General features: G+C 51.8%; 19 protein-coding genes. 15 read left to right on the top strand and 4 right to left on the bottom strand.

Going from position 1 to position 20,674, the window contains the following annotated elements:
* Positions 1-27: 27 nt before the first annotated feature.
* From phoB to proY, 6 genes are all read left to right on the top strand, one after another.
* A complete protein-coding gene (gene phoB / locus LOZ86_RS15790) occupies positions 28-717 on the top strand; it encodes a phosphate response regulator transcription factor PhoB (RefSeq protein ID WP_005975981.1) in 690 nt (229 codons plus the stop codon).
* A 27-nt stretch (positions 718-744) separates the two neighbouring features.
* A complete protein-coding gene (gene phoR / locus LOZ86_RS15785) occupies positions 745-2,067 on the top strand; it encodes a phosphate regulon sensor histidine kinase PhoR (protein ID WP_010281808.1) in 1,323 nt (440 codons plus the stop codon).
* A gap of 15 nt (positions 2,068-2,082) precedes the next feature.
* Positions 2,083-3,021 carry a PstS family phosphate ABC transporter substrate-binding protein gene (locus LOZ86_RS15780; protein ID WP_230242285.1) on the top strand — a complete coding sequence of 313 codons (939 nt, stop codon included), beginning with the start codon at positions 2,083-2,085 and terminating at the stop codon, positions 3,019-3,021.
* Between the two features lie 242 nt (positions 3,022-3,263).
* Positions 3,264-4,370 (top strand): cobalamin-independent methionine synthase II family protein, encoded by a 1,107-nt coding sequence (locus tag LOZ86_RS15775; protein ID WP_039485420.1) that lies wholly within the window; start codon positions 3,264-3,266, stop codon positions 4,368-4,370.
* Positions 4,371-5,038: 668 nt separating this feature from the next.
* A complete protein-coding gene (gene brnQ / locus LOZ86_RS15770; RefSeq protein WP_039485425.1) occupies positions 5,039-6,358 on the top strand; it encodes a branched-chain amino acid transport system II carrier protein in 1,320 nt (439 codons plus the stop codon).
* Between the two features lie 141 nt (positions 6,359-6,499).
* Complete coding sequence (proY, locus tag LOZ86_RS15765) at positions 6,500-7,870, top strand: proline-specific permease ProY (protein ID WP_039514062.1); 1,371 nt, start codon at positions 6,500-6,502, stop codon at positions 7,868-7,870.
* A 290-nt stretch (positions 7,871-8,160) separates the two neighbouring features.
* Here the strand turns inward: proY and LOZ86_RS15760 are convergent, their stop codons facing one another.
* From LOZ86_RS15760 to LOZ86_RS15750, 3 genes are all read right to left on the bottom strand, one after another.
* Complete coding sequence (locus tag LOZ86_RS15760) at positions 8,161-9,435, bottom strand: mechanosensitive ion channel family protein (RefSeq protein WP_039485430.1); 1,275 nt, start codon at positions 9,433-9,435, stop codon at positions 8,161-8,163.
* A 223-nt stretch (positions 9,436-9,658) separates the two neighbouring features.
* The gene (locus tag LOZ86_RS15755) at positions 9,659-10,261 is read right to left on the bottom strand and encodes a peroxiredoxin C (RefSeq protein ID WP_039485432.1); all 603 of its coding nucleotides are present in this window, start codon (positions 10,259-10,261) and stop codon (positions 9,659-9,661) included.
* A 404-nt stretch (positions 10,262-10,665) separates the two neighbouring features.
* Complete coding sequence (locus tag LOZ86_RS15750; protein WP_039485435.1) at positions 10,666-11,247, bottom strand: acyl carrier protein phosphodiesterase; 582 nt, start codon at positions 11,245-11,247, stop codon at positions 10,666-10,668.
* Positions 11,248-11,483: 236 nt separating this feature from the next.
* Here LOZ86_RS15750 and queA point away from each other — a divergent pair, with 236 nt between their 5' ends.
* The 5 genes from queA (at position 11,484) to secF (ending at position 17,094) form a co-directional block, all read left to right on the top strand.
* Positions 11,484-12,551, top strand: coding sequence for a tRNA preQ1(34) S-adenosylmethionine ribosyltransferase-isomerase QueA (queA, locus tag LOZ86_RS15745; RefSeq protein ID WP_039514065.1), 1,068 nt, complete (start codon positions 11,484-11,486; stop codon positions 12,549-12,551).
* Positions 12,552-12,647: 96 nt separating this feature from the next.
* Positions 12,648-13,793, top strand: a complete 1,146-nt coding sequence (gene tgt / locus LOZ86_RS15740; RefSeq protein ID WP_039485440.1) for a tRNA guanosine(34) transglycosylase Tgt — start codon at positions 12,648-12,650, stop codon at positions 13,791-13,793.
* A 109-nt stretch (positions 13,794-13,902) separates the two neighbouring features.
* On the top strand, positions 13,903-14,235 hold the full coding sequence (gene yajC / locus LOZ86_RS15735; protein WP_010282033.1) for a preprotein translocase subunit YajC: 333 nt from the start codon (positions 13,903-13,905) through the stop codon (positions 14,233-14,235).
* 27 nt (positions 14,236-14,262) lie between these two features.
* A complete protein-coding gene (gene secD, locus LOZ86_RS15730) occupies positions 14,263-16,110 on the top strand; it encodes a protein translocase subunit SecD (protein WP_071822569.1) in 1,848 nt (615 codons plus the stop codon).
* 72 nt (positions 16,111-16,182) lie between these two features.
* A complete protein-coding gene (secF, locus tag LOZ86_RS15725) occupies positions 16,183-17,094 on the top strand; it encodes a protein translocase subunit SecF (protein WP_230243168.1) in 912 nt (303 codons plus the stop codon).
* Positions 17,095-17,166: 72 nt separating this feature from the next.
* Here the strand turns inward: secF and LOZ86_RS15720 are convergent, their stop codons facing one another.
* The gene (locus LOZ86_RS15720; protein WP_039485445.1) at positions 17,167-17,736 is read right to left on the bottom strand and encodes a SadB/YajI family lipoprotein; all 570 of its coding nucleotides are present in this window, start codon (positions 17,734-17,736) and stop codon (positions 17,167-17,169) included.
* A 217-nt stretch (positions 17,737-17,953) separates the two neighbouring features.
* On the opposite strand from LOZ86_RS15720, the gene nrdR reads away from it, so the two are divergent.
* From nrdR to nusB, 4 genes are all read left to right on the top strand, one after another.
* Complete coding sequence (nrdR, locus tag LOZ86_RS15715; RefSeq protein ID WP_010282042.1) at positions 17,954-18,403, top strand: transcriptional regulator NrdR; 450 nt, start codon at positions 17,954-17,956, stop codon at positions 18,401-18,403.
* A gap of 35 nt (positions 18,404-18,438) precedes the next feature.
* The gene (gene ribD / locus LOZ86_RS15710) at positions 18,439-19,575 is read left to right on the top strand and encodes a bifunctional diaminohydroxyphosphoribosylaminopyrimidine deaminase/5-amino-6-(5-phosphoribosylamino)uracil reductase RibD (protein ID WP_039485447.1); all 1,137 of its coding nucleotides are present in this window, start codon (positions 18,439-18,441) and stop codon (positions 19,573-19,575) included.
* Between the two features lie 116 nt (positions 19,576-19,691).
* Entirely contained in the window at positions 19,692-20,168 is a 477-nt protein-coding gene (ribH, locus tag LOZ86_RS15705; protein ID WP_039485449.1) for a 6,7-dimethyl-8-ribityllumazine synthase, read from the top strand.
* Positions 20,169-20,192: 24 nt separating this feature from the next.
* Positions 20,193-20,612, top strand: coding sequence for a transcription antitermination factor NusB (nusB, locus tag LOZ86_RS15700; protein WP_010282066.1), 420 nt, complete (start codon positions 20,193-20,195; stop codon positions 20,610-20,612).
* Positions 20,613-20,674 lie beyond the last annotated feature (62 nt).

The raw sequence follows: 20,674 nt of genomic DNA, 5'->3' as shown, positions 1-20,674 counted from the left end.
CGACGATGATTAACGACAGGATTAACAATGGCAAAACGCATATTAGTCGTGGAAGATGAAGCACCAATTCGTGAAATGGTCTGCTTTGTACTGGAACAAAATGGTTATCAACCCGTTGAAGCTGAAGACTATGACAGCGCGGTAACGCAACTGTCGGAGCCATTCCCGGAACTGGTGTTATTGGACTGGATGCTGCCAGGTGGGTCGGGCCTGCAATTCATCAAGCATATGAAGCGCGAAGCACTGACGCGTGATATTCCGGTGATGATGTTAACCGCGCGTGGCGAAGAAGAAGACCGCGTGCGCGGGCTTGAAGTGGGAGCGGATGATTACATTACCAAACCGTTTTCACCCAAAGAGTTGGTGGCGCGTATCAAAGCCGTGATGCGTCGGATTTCACCGATGGCAGTGGAAGAAGTGATTGAAATGCGTGGCCTGAGCCTCGATCCTTCCTCACATCGCGTGACGACCGAAGAGCACGCGTTGGACATGGGACCGACGGAATTTAAACTGCTGCATTTCTTTATGACGCATCCTGAACGTGTTTATAGCCGGGAGCAGTTGCTGAATCACGTTTGGGGCACTAACGTTTATGTTGAGGATCGTACTGTCGACGTCCATATTCGTCGCCTGCGTAAAGCGCTGGAAACCAGCGGACATGACAAAATGGTGCAAACCGTTCGGGGAACGGGCTACCGTTTTTCAACGCGTTACTGAGGTGATCGTAACCGGAGACACATTAACGTGCTAGAACGTTTATCCTGGAAAAGGCTGGCATTGGAGCTAGCTTTTTTTTGTTTGCCCGCTTTACTGCTGGGGCTGATTTTTGGCTATCTGCCCTGGTTTCTGCTGGTCGCCGTATTAGGCTTACTGTGCTGGAATTTTTATAACCAGCTAAAACTCTCTTATTGGTTGTGGGTTGACCGCAGCATGACGCCACCACCTGGTCGCTGGAGCTGGGAGCCGCTGTTTTACGGGCTCTATCAGATGCAGTTGCGTAATCGACGTCGACGTCGTGAACTGGCGCTTCTGATTAAGCGCTTTCGCAGCGGTGCCGAATCCTTACCCGATGCCGTGGTGATCACCACCGAAGAAGGCACGATCTTCTGGTGTAACCATCTGGCGCAGCACCTGTTAAATTTCCGCTGGCCGGAAGATAACGGTCAGAATATCCTTAACTTATTGCGCTATCCCGAATTCACGAATTACATGAAAGGACAGGATTTTAGCCGTCCTCTCACGCTGCAGTTGAATAATTCCCACCATGTTGAATTCCGCGTGATGCCCTATTCCGAAGGCCAGCTACTGATGGTGGTGCGTGATATTACGCAAATGCACCAGCTTGAAGGCGCCAGACGTAACTTTTTTGCCAACGTGAGCCATGAACTGCGTACGCCGCTGACGGTGTTGCAGGGTTATCTGGAAATGATGCAAGAAGAAACGCTGGATGCGGCGCTACGCGGGAAAGCGCTGAATACCATGCAGGAGCAAACTCGACGCATGGACGGGTTGGTCAAACAACTGCTCACCCTGTCCCGTATTGAGGCGGCGACGGCAATCGATCTGAATGAAAAAGTCGATATTCCATTGATGCTGCGCGTATTGCAGCGCGAAGCGCAGACGCTGAGTCAGGGGCGTCATGAGATCGTCTTTCGTGTGAACGAAAGCCTCCGCGTGTTTGGTAATGAAGAACAGCTTCGCAGTGCGGTATCCAATCTGGTGTATAACGCGGTCAACCATACGCCAGCGGGAACGCGTATCGAAGTTTGCTGGCAGAAGATCCCGCAGGGCGCGCAATTTCAGGTCAGCGATAACGGGCCGGGCATTGCGGCCGAGCACTTGCCGCGCCTGACGGAACGCTTTTATCGTGTGGATAAGGCGCGCTCACGACAAACGGGCGGCAGCGGACTGGGGCTGGCGATTGTTAAGCATGCGCTCAGCCATCACGATTCCCGTCTGGAAATCATGAGTGAGGATGGTCTGGGCTCACGTTTCGTCTTTACGTTGCCGAATCGGTTGATTGTCCCTGCCTCTCTGGCTGAAAATACGGTGAAACCTTCAGCCTGACGGAAAACGCTATCTATGACATCCGCCACTCGTATTGCAGGCGCTTTTTTACTGCTGCTCAGCGCGTTGTGCTCCGCACAACCTCGTCAGATGCTGGCGGGCAACCTCTCCAGCGCGGGGTCCGATACGCTGGCTAACCTGATGGCCTTCTGGGCGGCGGATTTCAGCCAGCATTACCCGAACGTGAATTTACAGATTCAGGCCGCTGGGTCGTCCTCTGCGCCGACGTCTCTGGCATCGGGTGCCGCGCAGCTTGGGCCGATGAGCAGGGCGATGAAGGCCAGCGAAATTGAGGCGTTCGTCCAGCACTATGGCTACCCGCCGCTGGCGGTACCGGTGGCGATGGATGCGCTGGTTGTGCTGGTCAATCAGGATAACCCGCTGCCTGGATTGAACTTGTCGCAGCTGGACGCCATCTTTTCGATTACGCAGCGCTGCGGTAACCACCAGCCGATAAAACAGTGGGGCGATCTCGGCCTGCACGGCAGTTGGGAAAAACGCACGCTACTGCGCTATTGGCGAAACTCGGCGTCGGGACCCTATGGGTTCTTTAAGCAAAAGGCGCTGTGCCGTGGCGATTTCCTTCCCCAGGTTAATGAGTTGCCCGGTTCAGCCTCTGTTGTACAAGCGGTTGCGGCGTCAACCGATGCTATCGGCTATGCCAGCGTGGGCTTTCGTACCAGCGGCGTAAGAATGCTGCCGTTAGCCGCACAAGGCACCGACTACATCTACCCCTCGACTGAAAATATCCGCAGCGGTTTGTATCCCTACACCCGTTATCTCTATATCTATGTGAACAAAGCACCCAGCCAACCGTTGGAAGCGCTGACGGCGGCATTTCTAGAACGTGTGCTGTCTGAAACGGGGCAGTCGTTGGTGAATCAGGATGGTTATTTGCCACTGCCGGAAGCAACGCGTCGTCAGGCGCGTCAGCTGATTGGCCTGCCGGAATAATTTCTCTTTCCACTACGAATTTGCGATGTTTTCACGTTAGATGAATTTTCTTCATGTGACGTGAAAATTCTTCTATTGCCCTGTGATTCGCCCCGTGACAGGATAGTTTTAAATTTAGACGTCCAGATGGCTAAATAAGATTAAATGTAACTATCCCTTTGGGCAAATATTTCACATTGAAACTATCTGTCAGCATGCTTCTTTCCTGAAGATCGGTGCTGGCAACATGTCAGGAGCGACATATGGCGAATACCTTATCCCCTTTCCGTGCTGATACCGTCGGCAGTTTCTTGCGTCCAGCAGCGATCAAGGAAGCACGTCTTCAACATCAGGCGGGCGAGATTGATGATGCTGCGCTGCGTAGCATTGAAGATCGTGAGATTCTGCGGGTGGTAGAAAAGCAGCGTGAAGCGGGCCTGCAGGTTGTGACGGATGGTGAATTGCGTCGTGCCTGGTGGCACTTCGATTTCTTTGCCGACTTGAACGGCGTGGAGCGCTACGAAGCCGATCACGGTATTCAATTCAACGGTATTCAGACCAAATCCCATGCGATTCGCGTCGTGGATAAAGTGAGTTTCAATCCTCAGCATCCGATGCTCGATCATTTCCGTTACCTGAACAGCATTTCTGGCGATGCCGTCGCTAAAATGACAATTCCAAGCCCTAGCGTGATGCATTTCCGTGGCGGCCGCAAAGCGATTGATGCGACGGTTTATCCCGATCTGGCGGACTATTTCGACGATTTGGCACAAACCTGGCGCGATGCGATTCACGCATTTTATGACGCTGGTTGCCGCTTCCTGCAACTGGATGACACCGTATGGGCCTACCTGTGCTCTGACGATCAAAAACGTCAGATCCGTGAACGTGGTGAAGATCCGGCGCAGCTGGCGCGAACCTATGCGGATGTGCTGAATAAAGCGCTGGCTGATAAGCCTGCGGATCTGGTTATCGGTTTACACGTTTGTCGCGGTAATTTCCGCTCGACCTGGATTTCTGAAGGCGGATACGAGCCTGTGGCAGAGATTCTGTTTGGCGAAGTGAATGTTGATGAATTCTTCCTGGAATACGATACCGAGAGAGCCGGTGGGTTTGAGCCACTGCGTTTTGTGAAGCCGGGCCATCAGCAGGTGGTGCTGGGACTGATCACCACGAAGAACGGTGAACTTGAAGAGGCAGAGGTGGTGCAGGCGCGCATCGCGGAAGCGGCAAAATATGTCGATCTCAGCCAGATTTGCCTGAGCCCGCAGTGTGGCTTTGCTTCAACGGAAGAAGGCAACAGCCTGACGGAAGAGCAGCAGTGGAATAAGCTGAAACTTGTTGTGGATATCGCCAATCGCGTGTGGTGATACCGATGAGGTAGCGCGCTATTCTGCAACAGACATACAAAGGCTGGATCATACGATCCGGCCTTTTTTGTGGCCGTTATCCGGCTTTCTATTCACGACGCTTTTGTGAAATATGTTTTTTTATGATCGAACAACGCATTTTATTCGGGTTTTTGTCAGTTTTATTGCAATGAAATATCGATAAATGCGCAAATCATGTGTTATGCAAATCAGGATAAACCAATTTATATTCTTACTTTTTGGCATAGTTAGGCTTGATACTCTGGTTTTTGGATCTCTACTTGTCTTTTTACGCTATAAACGTTTTACTTAGCACCCAATATGGCTGTGCAAAAATAACTCCTCTGTACTCGTCATACTTCAAGTTGCATGTGCGTTGGCCGCATTCAGCCACCCGAATCACTTACTTGAGTAAGCTCATCGGGATTGCTTCGCTTGCCGCGTTATTCGGCCTTGTGGCCTCACCCCTTTGGGGTCAGCGCAAGCGCTGTTCAAAACGTTAACGTTTTGTCCTGAAACTCGAATTATTTAGAGTATATGACCGCCATCTTTCGCGTTTCCAGAGCGTTGGCGTCAGCTTCGCGCTAGCCCTTTGTGAATGGCTTCAGGCGGCGATAAACGGCACCGTTTTCTTTTTATCGATTTGATACAGGCAACACGACATAACTATGAGTCATCGTTTAACTTCCAAAGATATCGTGGCATTAGGTTTTATGACCTTTGCTTTGTTCGTGGGGGCAGGAAATATTATTTTTCCGCCTATGGTGGGATTGCAGGCCGGAGAGCACGTTTGGACCGCAGCGCTCGGTTTTCTGCTGACGGCGGTTGGTCTACCGGTGTTGACCGTGATCGCGCTTGCCCGGGTTGGCGGTGGCGTTGATGCGCTGAGCTCGCCGATTGGTAAAAAGGCCGGTGTTGTTCTGGCGACCGTGTGCTATCTGGCTGTTGGGCCACTGTTCGCAACGCCGCGCACGGCAACCGTCTCGTTTGAAGTCGGTCTGGCGCCTTTAGTCGGCAACGGAGCCTCTCCGCTACTGATTTATAGCCTGATTTATTTTGCCATTGTGATCGCGATTTCCCTGTATCCGGGCAAACTGCTGGATACGGTCGGCCATGTGCTGGCACCGTTGAAGATTATTGCGCTGGCGGTACTGGGTATTGCTGCGGTGCTGTGGCCTGCCGGTTCGCCTATCCCGGCGACAGAAACGTATGAGCAACTGCCGTTCTCTAATGGTTTTGTTAACGGCTATCTGACGATGGATACGCTGGGCGCAATGGTCTTTGGTATCGTGATCGTTAATGCTGCGCGCTCGCGTGGGGTGACCAGCTCTGTGCTGCTGACGCGTTACACCATGTGGGCGGGGTTGATTGCCGGTATTGGCCTGACATTAGTCTATTTGAGCCTGTTCCAGCTCGGTTCCGTCAGTGGTGAACTGGTGCCGCAGGCGCAGAACGGTGCTGAAATTCTCCATGCCTATGTGCAACATTCGTTTGGCAATATGGGAAGCAGCTTCCTGGCGTTGTTAATCTTCATCGCGTGTCTGGTGACAGCGGTGGGGCTGACCTGTGCCTGTGCTGAATTCTTTGCGCAATACCTGCCGTTGTCTTACCGCACGCTGGTATTTGTGTTGGGAACGTTCTCGATGGTGGTGTCTAATCTGGGCTTAAGCCACCTGATTCAACTTTCCATTCCTGTACTGACGGCGATTTATCCACCGTGTATCATTCTGGTTTTATTGAGCTTTACGCTGCGTTGGTGGAATAGCGCTTCACGTATTGTTGCCCCGGTCATGTTAGTCAGTCTGTTATTTGGCATGATTGATGGTGTAAAATCGTCGGCCTTCAAATCGCTGTTGCCAGAGTGGAGCCTCAACCTGCCGCTGAGCGAGCAAGGGTTGGCCTGGCTGCCACCGTCACTGCTGATCTTACTGGTTGCGGTGATTTACGACAGACTTTGTGGTCGTCAGGAAGTTACGGTACATCAATAACATCGTTAATGCCTGATAGCGCTGGGGCGGTAGGGATAGCGTACTGCTCCAGCACAAGGTTGGGTTTATGCACCACAGGTTTTTGCCTGTGGTTTTTCTTTTTGTAAAATTTTCCTTTATATAAGACAGGGTTGCTTATCAATGGAACAACCATCCTCCAAGCTCAAGCGTGGGTTAAGCACGCGGCATATCCGCTTTATCGCCCTTGGCTCGGCGATCGGAACCGGTCTGTTTTATGGTTCCGCGAGTGCGATCCAAATGGCTGGCCCCAGTGTATTACTGGCTTATCTGATCGGTGGGGTTGTCGCGTATATCATCATGCGCGCACTGGGTGAAATGTCGGTGCACAACCCGCAGTCCAGTTCGTTTTCTCGCTATGCGCAGGATTATCTCGGGCCATTAGCGGGGTATATCACCGGCTGGACCTACTGTTTTGAGATGCTGATTGTTGCCATTGCCGATGTGACCGCGTTTGGCATCTACATGGGCGTCTGGTTCCCTGCCGTGCCGCACTGGGTGTGGGTTCTGAGCGTGGTGCTCATCATTGGTGCCATTAACCTGATGAATGTGAAAGCCTTTGGTGAACTGGAGTTTTGGCTCTCTTTCTTCAAAGTGGCTACCATTATCATCATGATCGCGGCCGGGATCGGCATCATCATCTGGGGGATTGGCAACGGGGGGGAACCGACGGGTATCCACAACCTCTGGAGCAATGGCGGGTTCTTCAGTAACGGTGTGATGGGGATGATTCTGTCGCTGCAACTGGTGATGTTTGCTTATGGCGGCGTCGAGATTATCGGGATTACGGCCGGTGAGGCCAAAGACCCGCAGAAGTCTATCCCTCGTGCGATCAACTCTGTGCCATGGCGTATTCTGGTGTTCTATGTCGGCACGCTGTTCGTCATTATGTCGATTTACCCGTGGAATCAGGTAGGCACTAACGGAAGCCCGTTCGTGCTGACGTTTCAGCATATGGGCATTACGGCGGCGGCAGGTATCCTTAACTTTGTCGTGATTACCGCGTCGCTGTCGGCGATTAACAGCGATGTCTTCGGCGTCGGCAGAATGCTGCACGGGATGGCGGAGCAGGGGCATGCCCCGAAGGTGTTTAGCCGTCTTTCCAAGCGTGGTATCCCGTGGGTCACGGTGGTTGTGATGATGATGGCGCTGCTGGTAGCGGTGTACCTGAATTACATTATGCCCGGCAAAGTTTTCCTAGTGATTGCTTCACTGGCAACGTTTGCAACGGTGTGGGTGTGGATCATGATTCTGTTTTCTCAGATCGCCTTCCGCCGTCGTCTGAGCCCGGATGAAGTGAAAGCGCTGGCGTTCCCACTGCGCGGTGGCATCGTGACCTCCGTGTTCGGCATCGTCTTCCTGTTCTTCATCATTGGTTTGATTGGCTACTTCCCGGACACGCGTGTGTCGCTGTATGTCGGCATCATTTGGATAGTGCTGCTTTTAGTGGGCTATGTCTGGAAGAAGAAGCGTCAGAACGCGGTAGCGGCATAGCATTAAGCTAGTCGCCTGCTGTCAGAAGAAGCGAGGTTGCTGACAAAGTCCGCAGAGCGGGAGTAACGGATAGATCGTAAAGACGCTATGAATACGTCCATGTACGCTCGGCTTGCGCAATATGAATCTCATCCCTGAGATTCACCCTTGCAGGGCCGTCGCAAACGACATTCAAAAACGTTCCTGACGTTTTTGTCCCTGGCGCAAACGCTTTACTCTTCTATTCCGTTACTCCCGTTTTCATTCGGTAAATAGGCTTGTCAGCCGCTTTCGTTCCTTTGCATGAGATATTACGCTTTCGGAGCCGTCATTTGCTGTGCCATGACCCGCATATCGTGGCCGGTTGGTATTTGATGAATGCGGAGATCGAACTCCGGTAAGATCGCAAAGATATGGTCGAAAATGTCAGATTGGATGCTTTCGTAATCGACCCAGGCGGTCGTGTTGGTAAACGCATAAATCTCCAGCGGTACCCCTTCTGACGTTGGCGCAAGCTGCCGCACCATCAGCGTCATTCCTTTATGAATACCCGGATGCGTACGTAGATAAACCTGAAGGTAGGCGCGAAAAGTGCCTAAATTCGTCAAACGACGGCCGTTCAGCGGTGATGCCAGGTCTGAGTCGGATTGCGCATTATGTTGCTCTAGTTCACTCTTCTTGTTCTGAATATAAGGCGACAGCAGCTTGCTGCGCAGCAATCGGGCCTGCTCGTCTTCCGTCATAAAATGCACGCTGGTGGTATCGATATTGATACTGCGCTTGATGCGCCGGCCCCCAGATTCGGACATCGAACGCCAGTTCTTAAAAGAATCGGAGACTAATGCGTAGGTGGGAATAGTGGTGACGGTATTGTCCCAGTTTCTCACTTTTACCGTTGTCAGTCCGATATCGATAACGGCCCCGTCAGCGCCGTATTTCGGCATTTCAAGCCAGTCTCCCAGCGTTAACATGTCGTTGGCGGAGAGTTGGATGCCCGCGACCAATCCCATTATCGGATCTTTGAACACCAACATCAGGACGGCGGCCATCGCGCCTAGCCCACTGATCAGAATCAGCGGGGATTTCCCGATGAGCAGTGACACTACCATAATGCTGATAACGACGGTGGCGATCAGCTTCAGACTCTGGAAGATACCGCGCAGCGGCAATTGGGCCGCGACTTTGGTTCGGGCGGAAACGTTGAGCAGAACATCAAGCAGCGAAAACAGGGACAGCAGCGCAAAAATCATGATCCACACTTGGGAACAGATGATCAGAGTTTCGCGGGTTTCACTCTGCGCGGGAAGCCACACAAAAACCTGAATATTGAGGATCACCCCTTGCAGCAAGAAGGCCAGCCGATTAAACAAGTTGTGTTGCGTCAGTGCCTGTTTCCACCCATGCCCCTCGGTTTTCCCCGGCTTATTGAGCGAACGCAGTACCATTTTTTTCAGCACAATCTGATGCAAAATCAGGTGGATGACGGCAGAAATGAGCAATATCAGCCCAAGAACAATCAGTAACGCAATGATGCCCGCGTGTTGTATCTCAGCTTCTCTCAGCCACAGCGTGAGGTTTTGTTGCATGCGTTCTCCTTTTATTCCAATGAATCTGTCGTGCATTAACACGATGTGGCTTTAAGGCTAAGGATTTAGCGCCCCTAGTCAACCTTTTGTATTAGTTAAGATATCGCAGGGAAGAGGCAGTGAGAGGTGAAGAAGAATAGAGGGATAAATGGCAGGCAAAGAAAAAGCCAGTCGCATCGCAACTGGCTTGGTCATCATATTGCCCTGTCGGCAGGATGAGGAATTACAGCTTGTCTGCGTTCTCAGATAGGTATTTGGCTACGCCGTCTGGTGACGCGCCCATACCGGATTTACCTTTTTCCCACTGCGCTGGGCACACTTCGCCGTGCTCTTCATGGAATTGCAGTGCGTCAACGGTACGCAGCATTTCATCGATGTTACGACCCAGCGGCAGATCGTTCACTACCTGGTGACGAACTACGCCGTTTTTGTCGACCAGGAAAGAACCACGCAGTGCAACACCCGCTTCTGGGTGCTCAATGCCGTAGGCCTTCTGGATTTCGCGCTTGATATCAGCAACCATCGCGTATTGCACTTCGCCGATGCCGCCTTTGTCCACAGGGGTTTTACGCCATGCGTTGTGAACAAACTCGGAGTCGAAGGAAACGCCAACCACTTCCACACCGCGTTTCTTGAACTCGGCATAGCGGTGATCGAAAGCAATCAGCTCTGACGGACAAACGAAGGTGAAGTCCATCGGCCAGAAGAAGATCACGGCAGCTTTACCGCTGATGTGCTTCTTCAGGTTGAAATTTTCGACGATTTCGCCACTGCCTAAAACGGCAGCTGCGGTGAAGTCTGGGGCTTGACGAGTTACCAGGACCATAATTACTCCTGTAGATAGCGGTTAGTGATCGGATGATATAAAAAACAGCGACTAGTATAGGGACTCTACCTGAGTGAATACAGGCAAAGAGACCAATCAATGAGATAGTTTCTGCCTATTGAACTCATCGCTATTTCCTTTCAAGGGACTACATTATCCCTTTTGACGGAAAGGGCAATATCCCCGTCATACTTCAAGCTGCTTGTGCGTTAGCTGCCCTTACTCACCCCAGTCACTTACTTGTGTAAGCTCTTGGAGATTCGCGCGGTTGCTGCGTTACAAGGCCATAAATGGGCCTTGCCCTAAAGGGTCAACGCAGAGCGTTGTTCAAAACGCTAACGTTTTGTCACGCAACTCGAATTATTTAGGGTATATATCGCGTAGAAAACGGAAAAATCGCGTTCTTACAGTTTCTGCGCTTTCGCTAATTGCATCATCCGTGGATAAAACTGCCAGAAGAGTATTTCAAATTGGTGATAGTGCTGCTCGATATCCTGAAAAGAGCCGGACAGCGCTGCCAGTTTCGGACGGCGTACCGACATTCTGTGCAGCACATCGGCGATAAACGGCAGCTCTGCGTAACGGGTCATCCAGCGTTCCGGCCACAGATAGCGATTCAGGTTCTGAAAGCGTTCAGGCGTCAGGGCCAGATGCGGCTCGATTTGTGATTGCGCACCGTCAATAAAGGTTTGCAAGGGCGTGTCCGGCACCAGTTGTAGCCAGTGACGCGCAAGATAGTGATCCCACAGCACATCTAGCGTAATCGGCGAAACGCGGCGGAATTCATCGCTGAAATACTGACGCGCCTGTTTGACTTCCGGCAGGCTGTCGGTCAGTGAATCAACGCGACGATGCAGACGAATACCCGCGACGATCTCGTCAGCGTAGCTGTCCTGCGGGTTGCCGCGCACGAAATCCGCCATCAGATTACCTAATAGGGAGCTGTCGGCCAGCGTGGCCAGGTGGAGGTGGGCAAGAAAATTCATGGCGCTAGTATATACCCTTCATCTTTCGAGTGACAGGCTCGTTGGCTGCCCTTGGTCACCCCAGTCACTTACTGATGTAAGCTCCTAGGGACTCCCTCAGTTGCCGCCTTCCTGTATCTCGAAATCTATTGGGTATAATGCATTCCACGACTCAGATGCTTATTTCTTGCAGCCATGCGCTTGCGGCTCTAGACTAGGCCGCCCATTTTTAATGTATTACAGCTAAGTGAATTGCCATGCGTGTTGCCGATTTTTCGTTTGAACTTCCTGAATCATTGATTGCCCATTATCCACAAGCGGAACGCAGTGGGTGCCGCCTGCTATCGCTGGACGGGCCGACGGGAAATCTGACGCACGGCGTGTTTACCGATTTGCTGGATAAACTGAATCCCGGCGATCTGCTGGTGTTCAACAATACGCGCGTGATTCCTGCTCGTCTGTTTGGCCGTAAAGCCAGCGGCGGCAAACTGGAAGTGCTGGTCGAGCGCGTGTTGGATGACCATCGGGTGCTGGCGCACGTTCGAGCGTCAAAAGCGCCGAAGCCAGGCACAGAGCTGCTGCTGGGTGATGACGAAAACGTCAAAGCTACAATGGCGGCTCGGCATGATGCGCTATTCGAGCTGCATTTCGATGATTCCCGCGATGTTCTGTCGATCCTGAATGATATCGGCCACATGCCGTTACCACCTTATATCGACAGGCCTGATGAAGACGCCGACCGTGAGCTTTATCAGACGGTGTATAGCCAACGTCCAGGCGCTGTAGCGGCACCGACGGCGGGATTACACTTTGATGAGCCGATGTTGGCCGCGCTGCGCGAGAAAGGCATCGACATGGCGTTCGTGACGCTGCACGTGGGTGCGGGGACTTTCCAGCCTGTACGCGTCGATACGATCGAAGATCACATCATGCACGCCGAATATGCCGAAGTGCCACAAGACGTCGTTGATGCTGTTTTGGCGTGCAAAGCGCGGGGAAACCGCGTAATCGCCGTTGGCACCACCTCGGTACGTTCACTGGAAAGTGCCGCGCAGGCCAGCCATAACGCGCCAATCGAACCGTTCTTCGGCGATACCAAAATTTTCATCTATCCGGGCTATCACTACCGCATTATCGATGCGCTGGTGACCAATTTCCATCTACCCGAATCGACGTTAATCATGCTGGTGTCGGCCTTTGCCGGCTACCAGAACACGATGTCTGCCTACCGTCAGGCGGTAGCAGAGCAATATCGTTTTTTCAGCTACGGTGATGCGATGTTCATTACGCATAACCCGATGGCCGAACAGGAAAAAGTGGGATAAACCCGCTTTCCACATAATAGGAACGCCACAGACCACGCTCTGTCAGGCGTTAATACATCATTACCATCAGACTGTTTTTCTGATGCTGGAGGCTAAGTGAAGTACGAATTACAAACAACGGACGGCCGTGCGCGACGCGGTAGATTGATTTTTGAACGTGGCGTAGTGGAAACCCCGGCTTTTATGCCCGTGGGGACGTACGGCACGGTGAAAGGCATGACGCCGGAAGAAGTGAAAGAGACCGGCGCACAGATTCTGCTCGGCAATACGTTCCATCTGTGGCTGCGTCCCGGTCAGGAAATCATGAAGCTGCATGGCGATCTGCACGACTTCATGAACTGGCACGGCCCGATTCTGACGGACTCCGGCGGTTTCCAGGTGTTCAGCCTCGGCGATATTCGCAAGATTACCGAACAGGGCGTGCATTTCCGTAACCCGATCAACGGGGACTCGATTTTCCTTAGCCCGGAAAAATCGATGGAGATTCAGCACGATCTCGGTTCCGATATCGTCATGATCTTTGATGAGTGTACGCCGTATCCTGCCGATTGGGATTACGCCAAGCGCTCGATGGAGATGTCACTGCGCTGGGCAAAACGCAGCCGTCAGCGTTTTGATGAGCTGGAGAATAAAAATGCGCTGTTCGGTATTATCCAGGGAAGTGTTTACGAAGATTTACGTGATGTATCCGTAAAAGGGCTGGTAGACATTGGCTTTGATGGGTACGCTGTGGGCGGTTTGGCTGTCGGTGAGCCGAAAGAAGATATGCACCGTATTCTGGAGCACGTTTGCCCGCAGATTCCAGAAGATAAACCGCGCTACTTGATGGGCGTTGGCAAGCCGGAAGACTTAGTCGAAGGTGTTCGCCGCGGTGTCGATATGTTTGACTGTGTGATGCCAACGCGCAACGCACGTAACGGGCATCTCTTCGTGACTGATGGCGTAGTGAAAATCCGCAATGCGAAGCATAAAGATGACGTCAGCTCGCTGGATGAACACTGTGATTGCTACACGTGTCGCAATTATAGCCGCGCCTACTTGCATCATCTTGACCGTTGCAACGAAATACTCGGAGCACGACTCAATACCATTCATAACTTGCGTTATTATCAGCGTTTAATGGCGGGTTTACGTCAGGCCATTGAAGAGGGTAAATTAGAGCACTTTGTGGTGGATTTTTACCAACGGATAGGCAAACCCATTCCGCCGCTTGCTGAAAAAGACGTTGCCACAAGCAACTGACAGCCCGTTTGCTATGAATTGCATTTTGCTGTGAAGCGTTTTCACGATTGTAAGGTTGATAACTTATCTTTTTGATAGCTTATCTTTTGACAAAAAAGAGGATATTTAAATGAGTCTTTTCATCTCCGATGCTGTAGCTGCAACCGGCGCTCCGGCTCAGGGAAGCCCGTACTCTCTGGTTATTATGCTGGCCGTTTTTGGTCTGATTTTCTACTTTATGATCCTGCGTCCTCAGCAAAAACGCGCCAAGGAACACAAAAAGTTAATGGATTCTATCGGCAAGGGCGATGAAGTCTTAACGACCGGTGGTCTGGTTGGTCGCGTAACCAAAGTGTCCGAAACTGGCTATATTGCGATTGCGTTGAACGAGACCAATGAAGTGGTTATCAAACGTGATTTCGTGGCTGCCGTGCTGCCGAAGGGCACGATTAAGGCCCTGTAATTTCCGATTTTCCCGAAGGGAACTGCCGTGTTAAATCGTTATCCTTTGTGGAAGTACCTGATGCTGGTCGTGGTGTTGTTTGTCGGCCTGCTCTACGCACTTCCTAACCTATATGGTGAGGATCCGGCGGTACAAGTTACTGGCGCGCGGGGAACCGCCGCCAGCGAAACGACGCTGATCCAAGTCCAGAATGTTTTAAAAGAACAGAACATTACCAGTAAGTCGATTGCATTGGAAAACGGTGCAATTCTGGCTCGCTTCTCTAACCCTGATGTTCAGCTCCGTGCGCGTGAAGCGCTCGTGAATGAGTTGGGCGAAAAGTTCGTCGTTGCACTTAACCTGGCACCTGCTACGCCAACCTGGCTGCGGTTGTTGGGCGCTGAACCGATGAAGTTGGGGCTTGACCTGCGCGGCGGCGTTCACTTCCTGATGGAAGTGGATATGGATACGGCGCTGGGTAAACTACAAGAACAAACAATGGACTCTTTGCGCAGCGATCTGCGTGAGAAGAACATTCCTTATGCCTCCGTGCGTAAAATTGATAATTACGGTGTCGAAATTCGTTTCCGTGATGCTCAAACGCGTGATGAGGGCATCAACTATCTGACGACTCGTCACCGCAATCTGGTTCTCAGCAGCAGCGGCAGCAACCTGCTGCGCGCAGTGATGTCTGACGAACGTCTGCGTGAAGCACGTGAATACGCCGTACAGCAGAACATCAATATCCTGCGTAACCGTGTGAATCAACTGGGTGTTGCTGAACCACTGGTACAGCGTCAGGGTGCTGACCGTATCGTTGTTGAGTTACCGGGTATTCAGGACACGGCGCGCGCGAAAGAAATTCTTGGTGCAACCGCTACGCTGGAATTCCGTCTGGTCAACAGTAATGCTGATGCAACCGCAGCGGCGAACGGCCGTGTGCCGGGCGACTCTGAAGTGAAAAACATGCGTGACGGCTCACCAGTGGTGTTGTTCAAGCGTGTGATTCTGACGGGCGACCATATTACCGATTCGACATCGAGTACGGATGAATATAACCAGCCTCAGGTGAATATTTCTCTGGACAGCGCGGGTGGCAACACCATGTCCAACTTCACCAAAGACAGTATCGGCAAGCTGATGGCGACGCTCTTTGTGGAATACAAAGACAGTGGCAAGAAAGATGCGACTGGCCGTTCGATATTGGAAAAACACGAAGAAGTGATCAACGTAGCGACGATTCAGTCGCGACTGGGTAACAGCTTCCGTATTACCGGTATTGATAACCCGAACGAAGCGCGTCAGCTTTCTCTGCTGTTGCGTGCGGGTGCGTTGATTGCGCCGATCCAAATCGTTGAAGAACGTACCATTGGGCCAACGCTGGGGATGCAAAACATCACTCAGGGGCTGGAAGCCTGCTTGTGGGGCTTGATCGCATCGATCCTCTTTATGGTCTTCTTCTACAAGAAGTTTGGTGTCATTGCGACTAGTGCGCTGGTTGCTAATCTGGTGTTGATTGTCGGCGTGATGTCGCTGCTACCGGGGGCGACGCTGACCATGCCAGGTATCGCGGGTATCGTGCTTACGCTGGCGGTTGCCGTCGACGCTAACGTACTCATTAACGAACGTATCAAAGAAGAACTCAGTAATGGTCGCTCTGTGCAACAGGCCATTCATGAGGGCTACAAAGGTGCATTCAGTTCGATTGTTGATGCGAACGTCACGACGTTGATTAAAGTCATCATCCTGTATGCGGTTGGTACCGGTTCTATCAAAGGGTTTGCTATCACGACTGCGATTGGGATTGCGACCTCAATGTTTACGGCGATCGTCGGTACTCGTGCCATCGTTAACCTGCTTTACGGCGGTAAACGTATCAACAAACTGTCTATCTAGGAGTGCGTTGTGGCACAGGAACAGGAATACAACATTGAACAACTCAATCATGGACGTAAAGTCTATGATTTCATGCGCTGGGATACATTGGCATTTGTCATTTCCGGTCTGCTGATCATCGCTTCTATCGCGATTATGGGTGTGCGTGGTTTCAACTGGGGACTCGATTTTACCGGTGGTACGGTTATCGAGATCAACCTTGAGCAACCGATCGATCTCGATGTCCTGCGTAGTTCATTAGAGACCTCTGGGTTTTCAGAGCCGCAGGTACAGAATTTCGGTAGCAGCCGTGATGTGATGGTGCGTATGCCACCCGTTTCTGGCAGCGAGAACGAAGCGCTCGGTAACAAAGTGCTGAAGGTGGTGAATGATACCTTCCAGCAGCATGCGACGGTGAAACGTATTGAGTTTGTCGGGCCGAGCGTGGGGAGCGATTTGGCACAGGCGGGCGCATTGGCGCTGATGTCTGCGTTGATTGCTATCCTTATTTACATCGGTTTTCGTTTTGAATGGCGTCTGGCGATGAGTGCCGTGCTGGCTTTGGCGCACGATGCGATCATCACGATGGGTCTGCTATCTCTGTTCTCTATTGAGGTTGACCTAACGATCATTGCGTCGCTGATGTCGGTAATTGGTTATTCACTTAACGATAAGATCGTGGTATCTGACCGTATTCGTGAGAACTTCCGCAAGGTTCGTCGTGGCACGCCTTACGAGATTACCAACATCTCTCTGACACAGACGTTGCATCGTACCATCATCACATCTGCGACCACGTTGGCGATGATTGTGATTCTCATGGTCTTCGGTGGTGCATTGTTGCATGGCTTCTCGTTGACGATGTTTATCGGTGTGATCATCGGTACGATCTCTTCTATCTATGTTTCTTCCGCTCTGGCGCTGAAACTGGGTATGAAGCGTGAACACCTGATCGTTCAGAAAGTGGAAAAAGAAGGGGCGGACCAACCGTCTATCCTGCCTTAATCTGCTGACTGTAAACATAAAAAACCCCGCTTGCGGGGTTTTTTGCATCTTAGCGTTGGGGAAATACGTTTACTAGGGGGACTCGGTTGCGGCAACAGGCGGCGGACTCTGTATTTCCTGAACCTGATGCAAACGAACAAAGCCGAGTTCTTCCGGCGGCAGGCCGCTCAGGCGCAATTCAATAATCGCTTCGGCTTTTGGTAACAGAGTCGGGGAGACGACAAAGGACTGTGTTTGCGTATCGCCAGCTAAAGGCTTCCCACTCACGGGATCGAGCCGTCCCCAGTCAAGCTGTGCGCCAAAAGCTGGTAGCCCCTTCGCATCAAGCGTACGAATGTGTAGCAACGCGCTTGTTCCGTTCGCTTCAGTCTCGATATTGCGCAACGATACATTGAGTCTGCCAATACTGCTTTCCAATACGGTGCTGGTTTGCGCGGCTGGCAGTAAATAAACACCGGAGGTGGACTGGGAATTCAACGCATTTTGTCGCTCTAATGCCGTGGCCTGATCGGTCAGCGTTTGTAATTGCTGATTGAGTTGACCTATCTGATTCTGCAATTTGGGCATCTGGCGCTGTTCAGCACATCCTGCGAGCAAAAGCAGTGCTGGCAGGAAGGTCAGTACGCGATATCGGGTTCTCATATCTGTGGTTCCCCTTTCGATGTTTTATTCATTGATCCGTTGATCCCTGTTGCTGAGTTTAGCTGCGATTAAGCCTAAGTCATAGGTGAGACAGCTTTTTTCATCCTATTACCGGGAGAGATGCGAAACCCTTCGCAACGTGGATCAGGAGTTTTGGTTAGTCCGTTAATTCAGGGTAAACTGTCGCTACGTTAAGGATTACTGGTCAGGACACATCATGCATTGCCCGTTTTGTTCCGCTGTTGATACCAAAGTCATTGATTCCCGTCTGGTCGGCGAAGGTTCGCAAGTCCGTCGTCGTCGGCAGTGTCTGGTTTGTCATGAACGTTTCACCACGTTTGAAGTGGCTGAACTGGTGATGCCGCGAGTCATCAAAAGCAATGAAGTACGCGAGCCTTTTAATGAAGATAAATTGCGTAGCGGCATGCTGAAAGCGCTGGAAAAAAGGCCAGTCAGTTCTGATGACGTCGAAATGGCGCTTAATCACATTAAATCTCATCTTCGTGCCACCGGAGAACGTGAGGTTACCACCAAGATGGTGGGGAATCTGGTGATGGAAGCGTTGAGAAAGCTGGATAAAGTGGCTTACATCCGCTTTGCATCGGTGTATCGCAGCTTTGAAGATATCCGCGAATTTGGCGAAGAGATTGCGCGTTTGCAGGATTAAGTCGCGTCAACGCGACGGAGATAAGAGGTTCGGGAATGAGCGTTTTTCAGGAAAACGGCCACTTGCCGCAGGATGAATTATACATGGCGCGCGCGTTAGAGCTGGCGCGCCGTGGTTGTTTCACGACCGCACCCAACCCCAATGTTGGCTGTGTGATTGTTCGTGATGGCGAAATTGTAGGTGAAGGCTATCATTTTCGTGCTGGTGAGCCACACGCTGAGGTACATGCGCTGAGAATGGCGGGGGAACTTGCACGTGGTGCGACGGCCTACGTCACATTGGAACCGTGTAGCCACCATGGCCGCACGCCACCTTGCGCCGATGCGTTGATTGCTGCTGGCGTTTCCCGCGTGGTTGCTGCAATGCAGGATCCGAATCCACAGGTAGCGGGTCGTGGTTTGCATCGCCTACAGCAAGCGGGGATTGCCGTCAGTCATGGTTTGATGATGGCTGAAGCAGAGAAGGTGAATGTAGGCTTCCTGAAACGTATGCGGACGGGCTTTCCTTACGTGCAGCTCAAAATGGCGGCGTCTTTGGATGGGCGTACTGCGATGGCGTCGGGAGAAAGCCAGTGGATCACTTCACCGCAGGCACGGCAGGATGTGCAACGTTTTCGTGCAGAGAGCGCAGCGATTCTGAGCAGCAGTGCGACAGTGTTAGCTGACGACCCCTCTCTTACCGTACGCTGGTCAGAGCTGGGTGCCGATGTACAGAAACGCTATTCAGAAGCGGATCTCAGGCAGCCCGTGCGGGTGATTGTGGACAGTCGACAGCGCGTCACGCCACAGCATCGGATTGTGAGCCAACCGGGTGAGACCTGGCTGGCGCGCGTGCAGGCGGACGAACAGGCGTGGCCGCAGGGCGTTGAACAAGTGATGTTACCGCAGCACAATGGCGGCGTTGATCTGGTGGCGCTGATGATGGTGCTGGGGAGACGGCAGATTAACTCCGTTTGGGTTGAAGCCGGGGCCAGTCTGGCCGGTGCGCTGCTTAATGCTGGCGTTGTTGATGAACTTATCGTTTATCTTGCCCCCAAACTGTTGGGTGAAAATGCCCGTTCGCTGTGCCTCTTGCCTGGGCTGGATCAGTTGTCTCAGGCACCGGAATTTGATATCGCAGACGTTCGCCAGATTGGCTCAGATTTGCGATTGCGCCTGAAACCTAAATTCTGATGTGTATGTAAATACAATACGTGGTGCAGGTCCAACAAAACCGGATACGTGCCAACAAAAATTATGATAGAATCCGCCCCCCTAGCGGGCCATAAAGACCAGATACAAGGAATGCTATGAACGTTATTGAAGGTGTTGTTGCTACTCCTGATGCCCGTGTGGCGATTGTGATTGCGCGTTTTAACCATTTTATTAACGACAGCCTCCTGGACGGTGCGATTGATGCATTGAAACGCATCGGTCAGGTTAAAGACGAAAACATCACCGTTGTCTGGGTGCCGGGTGCTTACGAACTGCCATTGACGGTTCGTGCGCTGACCAAAAGCGCGAAAAATGGCGGATATGATGCCGTGATTGCTCTGGGAACGGTCATCCGTGGTGGAACAGCGCATTTTGAATTTGTTGCTGGCGAATGTAGTTCAGGCCTGTCCTCTGTTGCGATGGACAGTGAAATCCCTGTTGCTTTCGGCGTTCTGACGACGGAAAGCATTGAGCAGGCGATTGAGCGTGCCGGTACGAAAGCGGGGAACAAAGGTGCTGAAGCTGCCTTGACCGCGCTAGAAATGATTAATGTATTGAAAGCGATTAAGTAAGCCTGATTAAGTAAGGGGAATTCCGTGAAACCTGCTGCTCGTCGCCGCGCTCGTGAATGTGCGGTTCAAGCGCTTTACTCCTGGCAGTTATCTAAAAATGATATTGCCGATGTTGAACACCAATTCCTGAGCGAGCAGGATGTCAAAGATGTCGACATTACCTATTTCCGTGAATTGCTGGCGGGTGTTGCCACTCAGGCTGAGAAGCTTGATCAACTGATGGCACCTTTCCTGTCTCGTCAAATTGAGGAATTGGGACAGGTTGAAAAAGCGATTCTGCGTTTGGCGATGTTTGAGCTGAGCAAGCGCGAAGACGTTCCTTACAAGGTGGCGATTAACGAGGCCATCGAACTGGCTAAAATCTTCGGTGCTGAAGATAGCCATAAGTTTGTGAATGGCGTGCTAGACAAAGCTGCTCCGAGTGTACGGAAAGGCAAGAAGTAAAACGAATCGAATCAGGGCCGGATATCCGGCCCTGATCGCTTTTGAATGATAGGCTGGCTGGA

It is taken from the genome of Pectobacterium parvum, from assembly GCF_020971565.1.
In the GTDB taxonomy this organism is placed as follows: domain Bacteria; phylum Pseudomonadota; class Gammaproteobacteria; order Enterobacterales; family Enterobacteriaceae; genus Pectobacterium; species Pectobacterium polare.
Note: the sequence above shows the minus strand (reverse complement) of the source record. Positions and strands in the feature narration are given on the sequence as shown.

Coding starts and splice junctions, on each gene's coding strand:
- nrdR (WP_010282042.1), top strand. CDS start 17,954: ATGCATTGCCCGTTTTGTTCCGCTGTTGATACCAAAGTCATTGATTCC.
- queA (WP_039514065.1), top strand. CDS start 11,484: ATGCGTGTTGCCGATTTTTCGTTTGAACTTCCTGAATCATTGATTGCC.
- LOZ86_RS15720 (WP_039485445.1), bottom strand. CDS start 17,736: ATGAGAACCCGATATCGCGTACTGACCTTCCTGCCAGCACTGCTTTTG.
- proY (WP_039514062.1), top strand. CDS start 6,500: ATGGAACAACCATCCTCCAAGCTCAAGCGTGGGTTAAGCACGCGGCAT.
- LOZ86_RS15755 (WP_039485432.1), bottom strand. CDS start 10,261: ATGGTCCTGGTAACTCGTCAAGCCCCAGACTTCACCGCAGCTGCCGTT.
- yajC (WP_010282033.1), top strand. CDS start 13,903: ATGAGTCTTTTCATCTCCGATGCTGTAGCTGCAACCGGCGCTCCGGCT.
- brnQ (WP_039485425.1), top strand. CDS start 5,039: ATGAGTCATCGTTTAACTTCCAAAGATATCGTGGCATTAGGTTTTATG.
- LOZ86_RS15780 (WP_230242285.1), top strand. CDS start 2,083: ATGACATCCGCCACTCGTATTGCAGGCGCTTTTTTACTGCTGCTCAGC.
- phoB (WP_005975981.1), top strand. CDS start 28: ATGGCAAAACGCATATTAGTCGTGGAAGATGAAGCACCAATTCGTGAA.
- ribH (WP_039485449.1), top strand. CDS start 19,692: ATGAACGTTATTGAAGGTGTTGTTGCTACTCCTGATGCCCGTGTGGCG.
- ribD (WP_039485447.1), top strand. CDS start 18,439: ATGAGCGTTTTTCAGGAAAACGGCCACTTGCCGCAGGATGAATTATAC.
- LOZ86_RS15760 (WP_039485430.1), bottom strand. CDS start 9,435: ATGCAACAAAACCTCACGCTGTGGCTGAGAGAAGCTGAGATACAACAC.
- LOZ86_RS15750 (WP_039485435.1), bottom strand. CDS start 11,247: ATGAATTTTCTTGCCCACCTCCACCTGGCCACGCTGGCCGACAGCTCC.
- LOZ86_RS15775 (WP_039485420.1), top strand. CDS start 3,264: ATGGCGAATACCTTATCCCCTTTCCGTGCTGATACCGTCGGCAGTTTC.
- secF (WP_230243168.1), top strand. CDS start 16,183: ATGCGCTGGGATACATTGGCATTTGTCATTTCCGGTCTGCTGATCATC.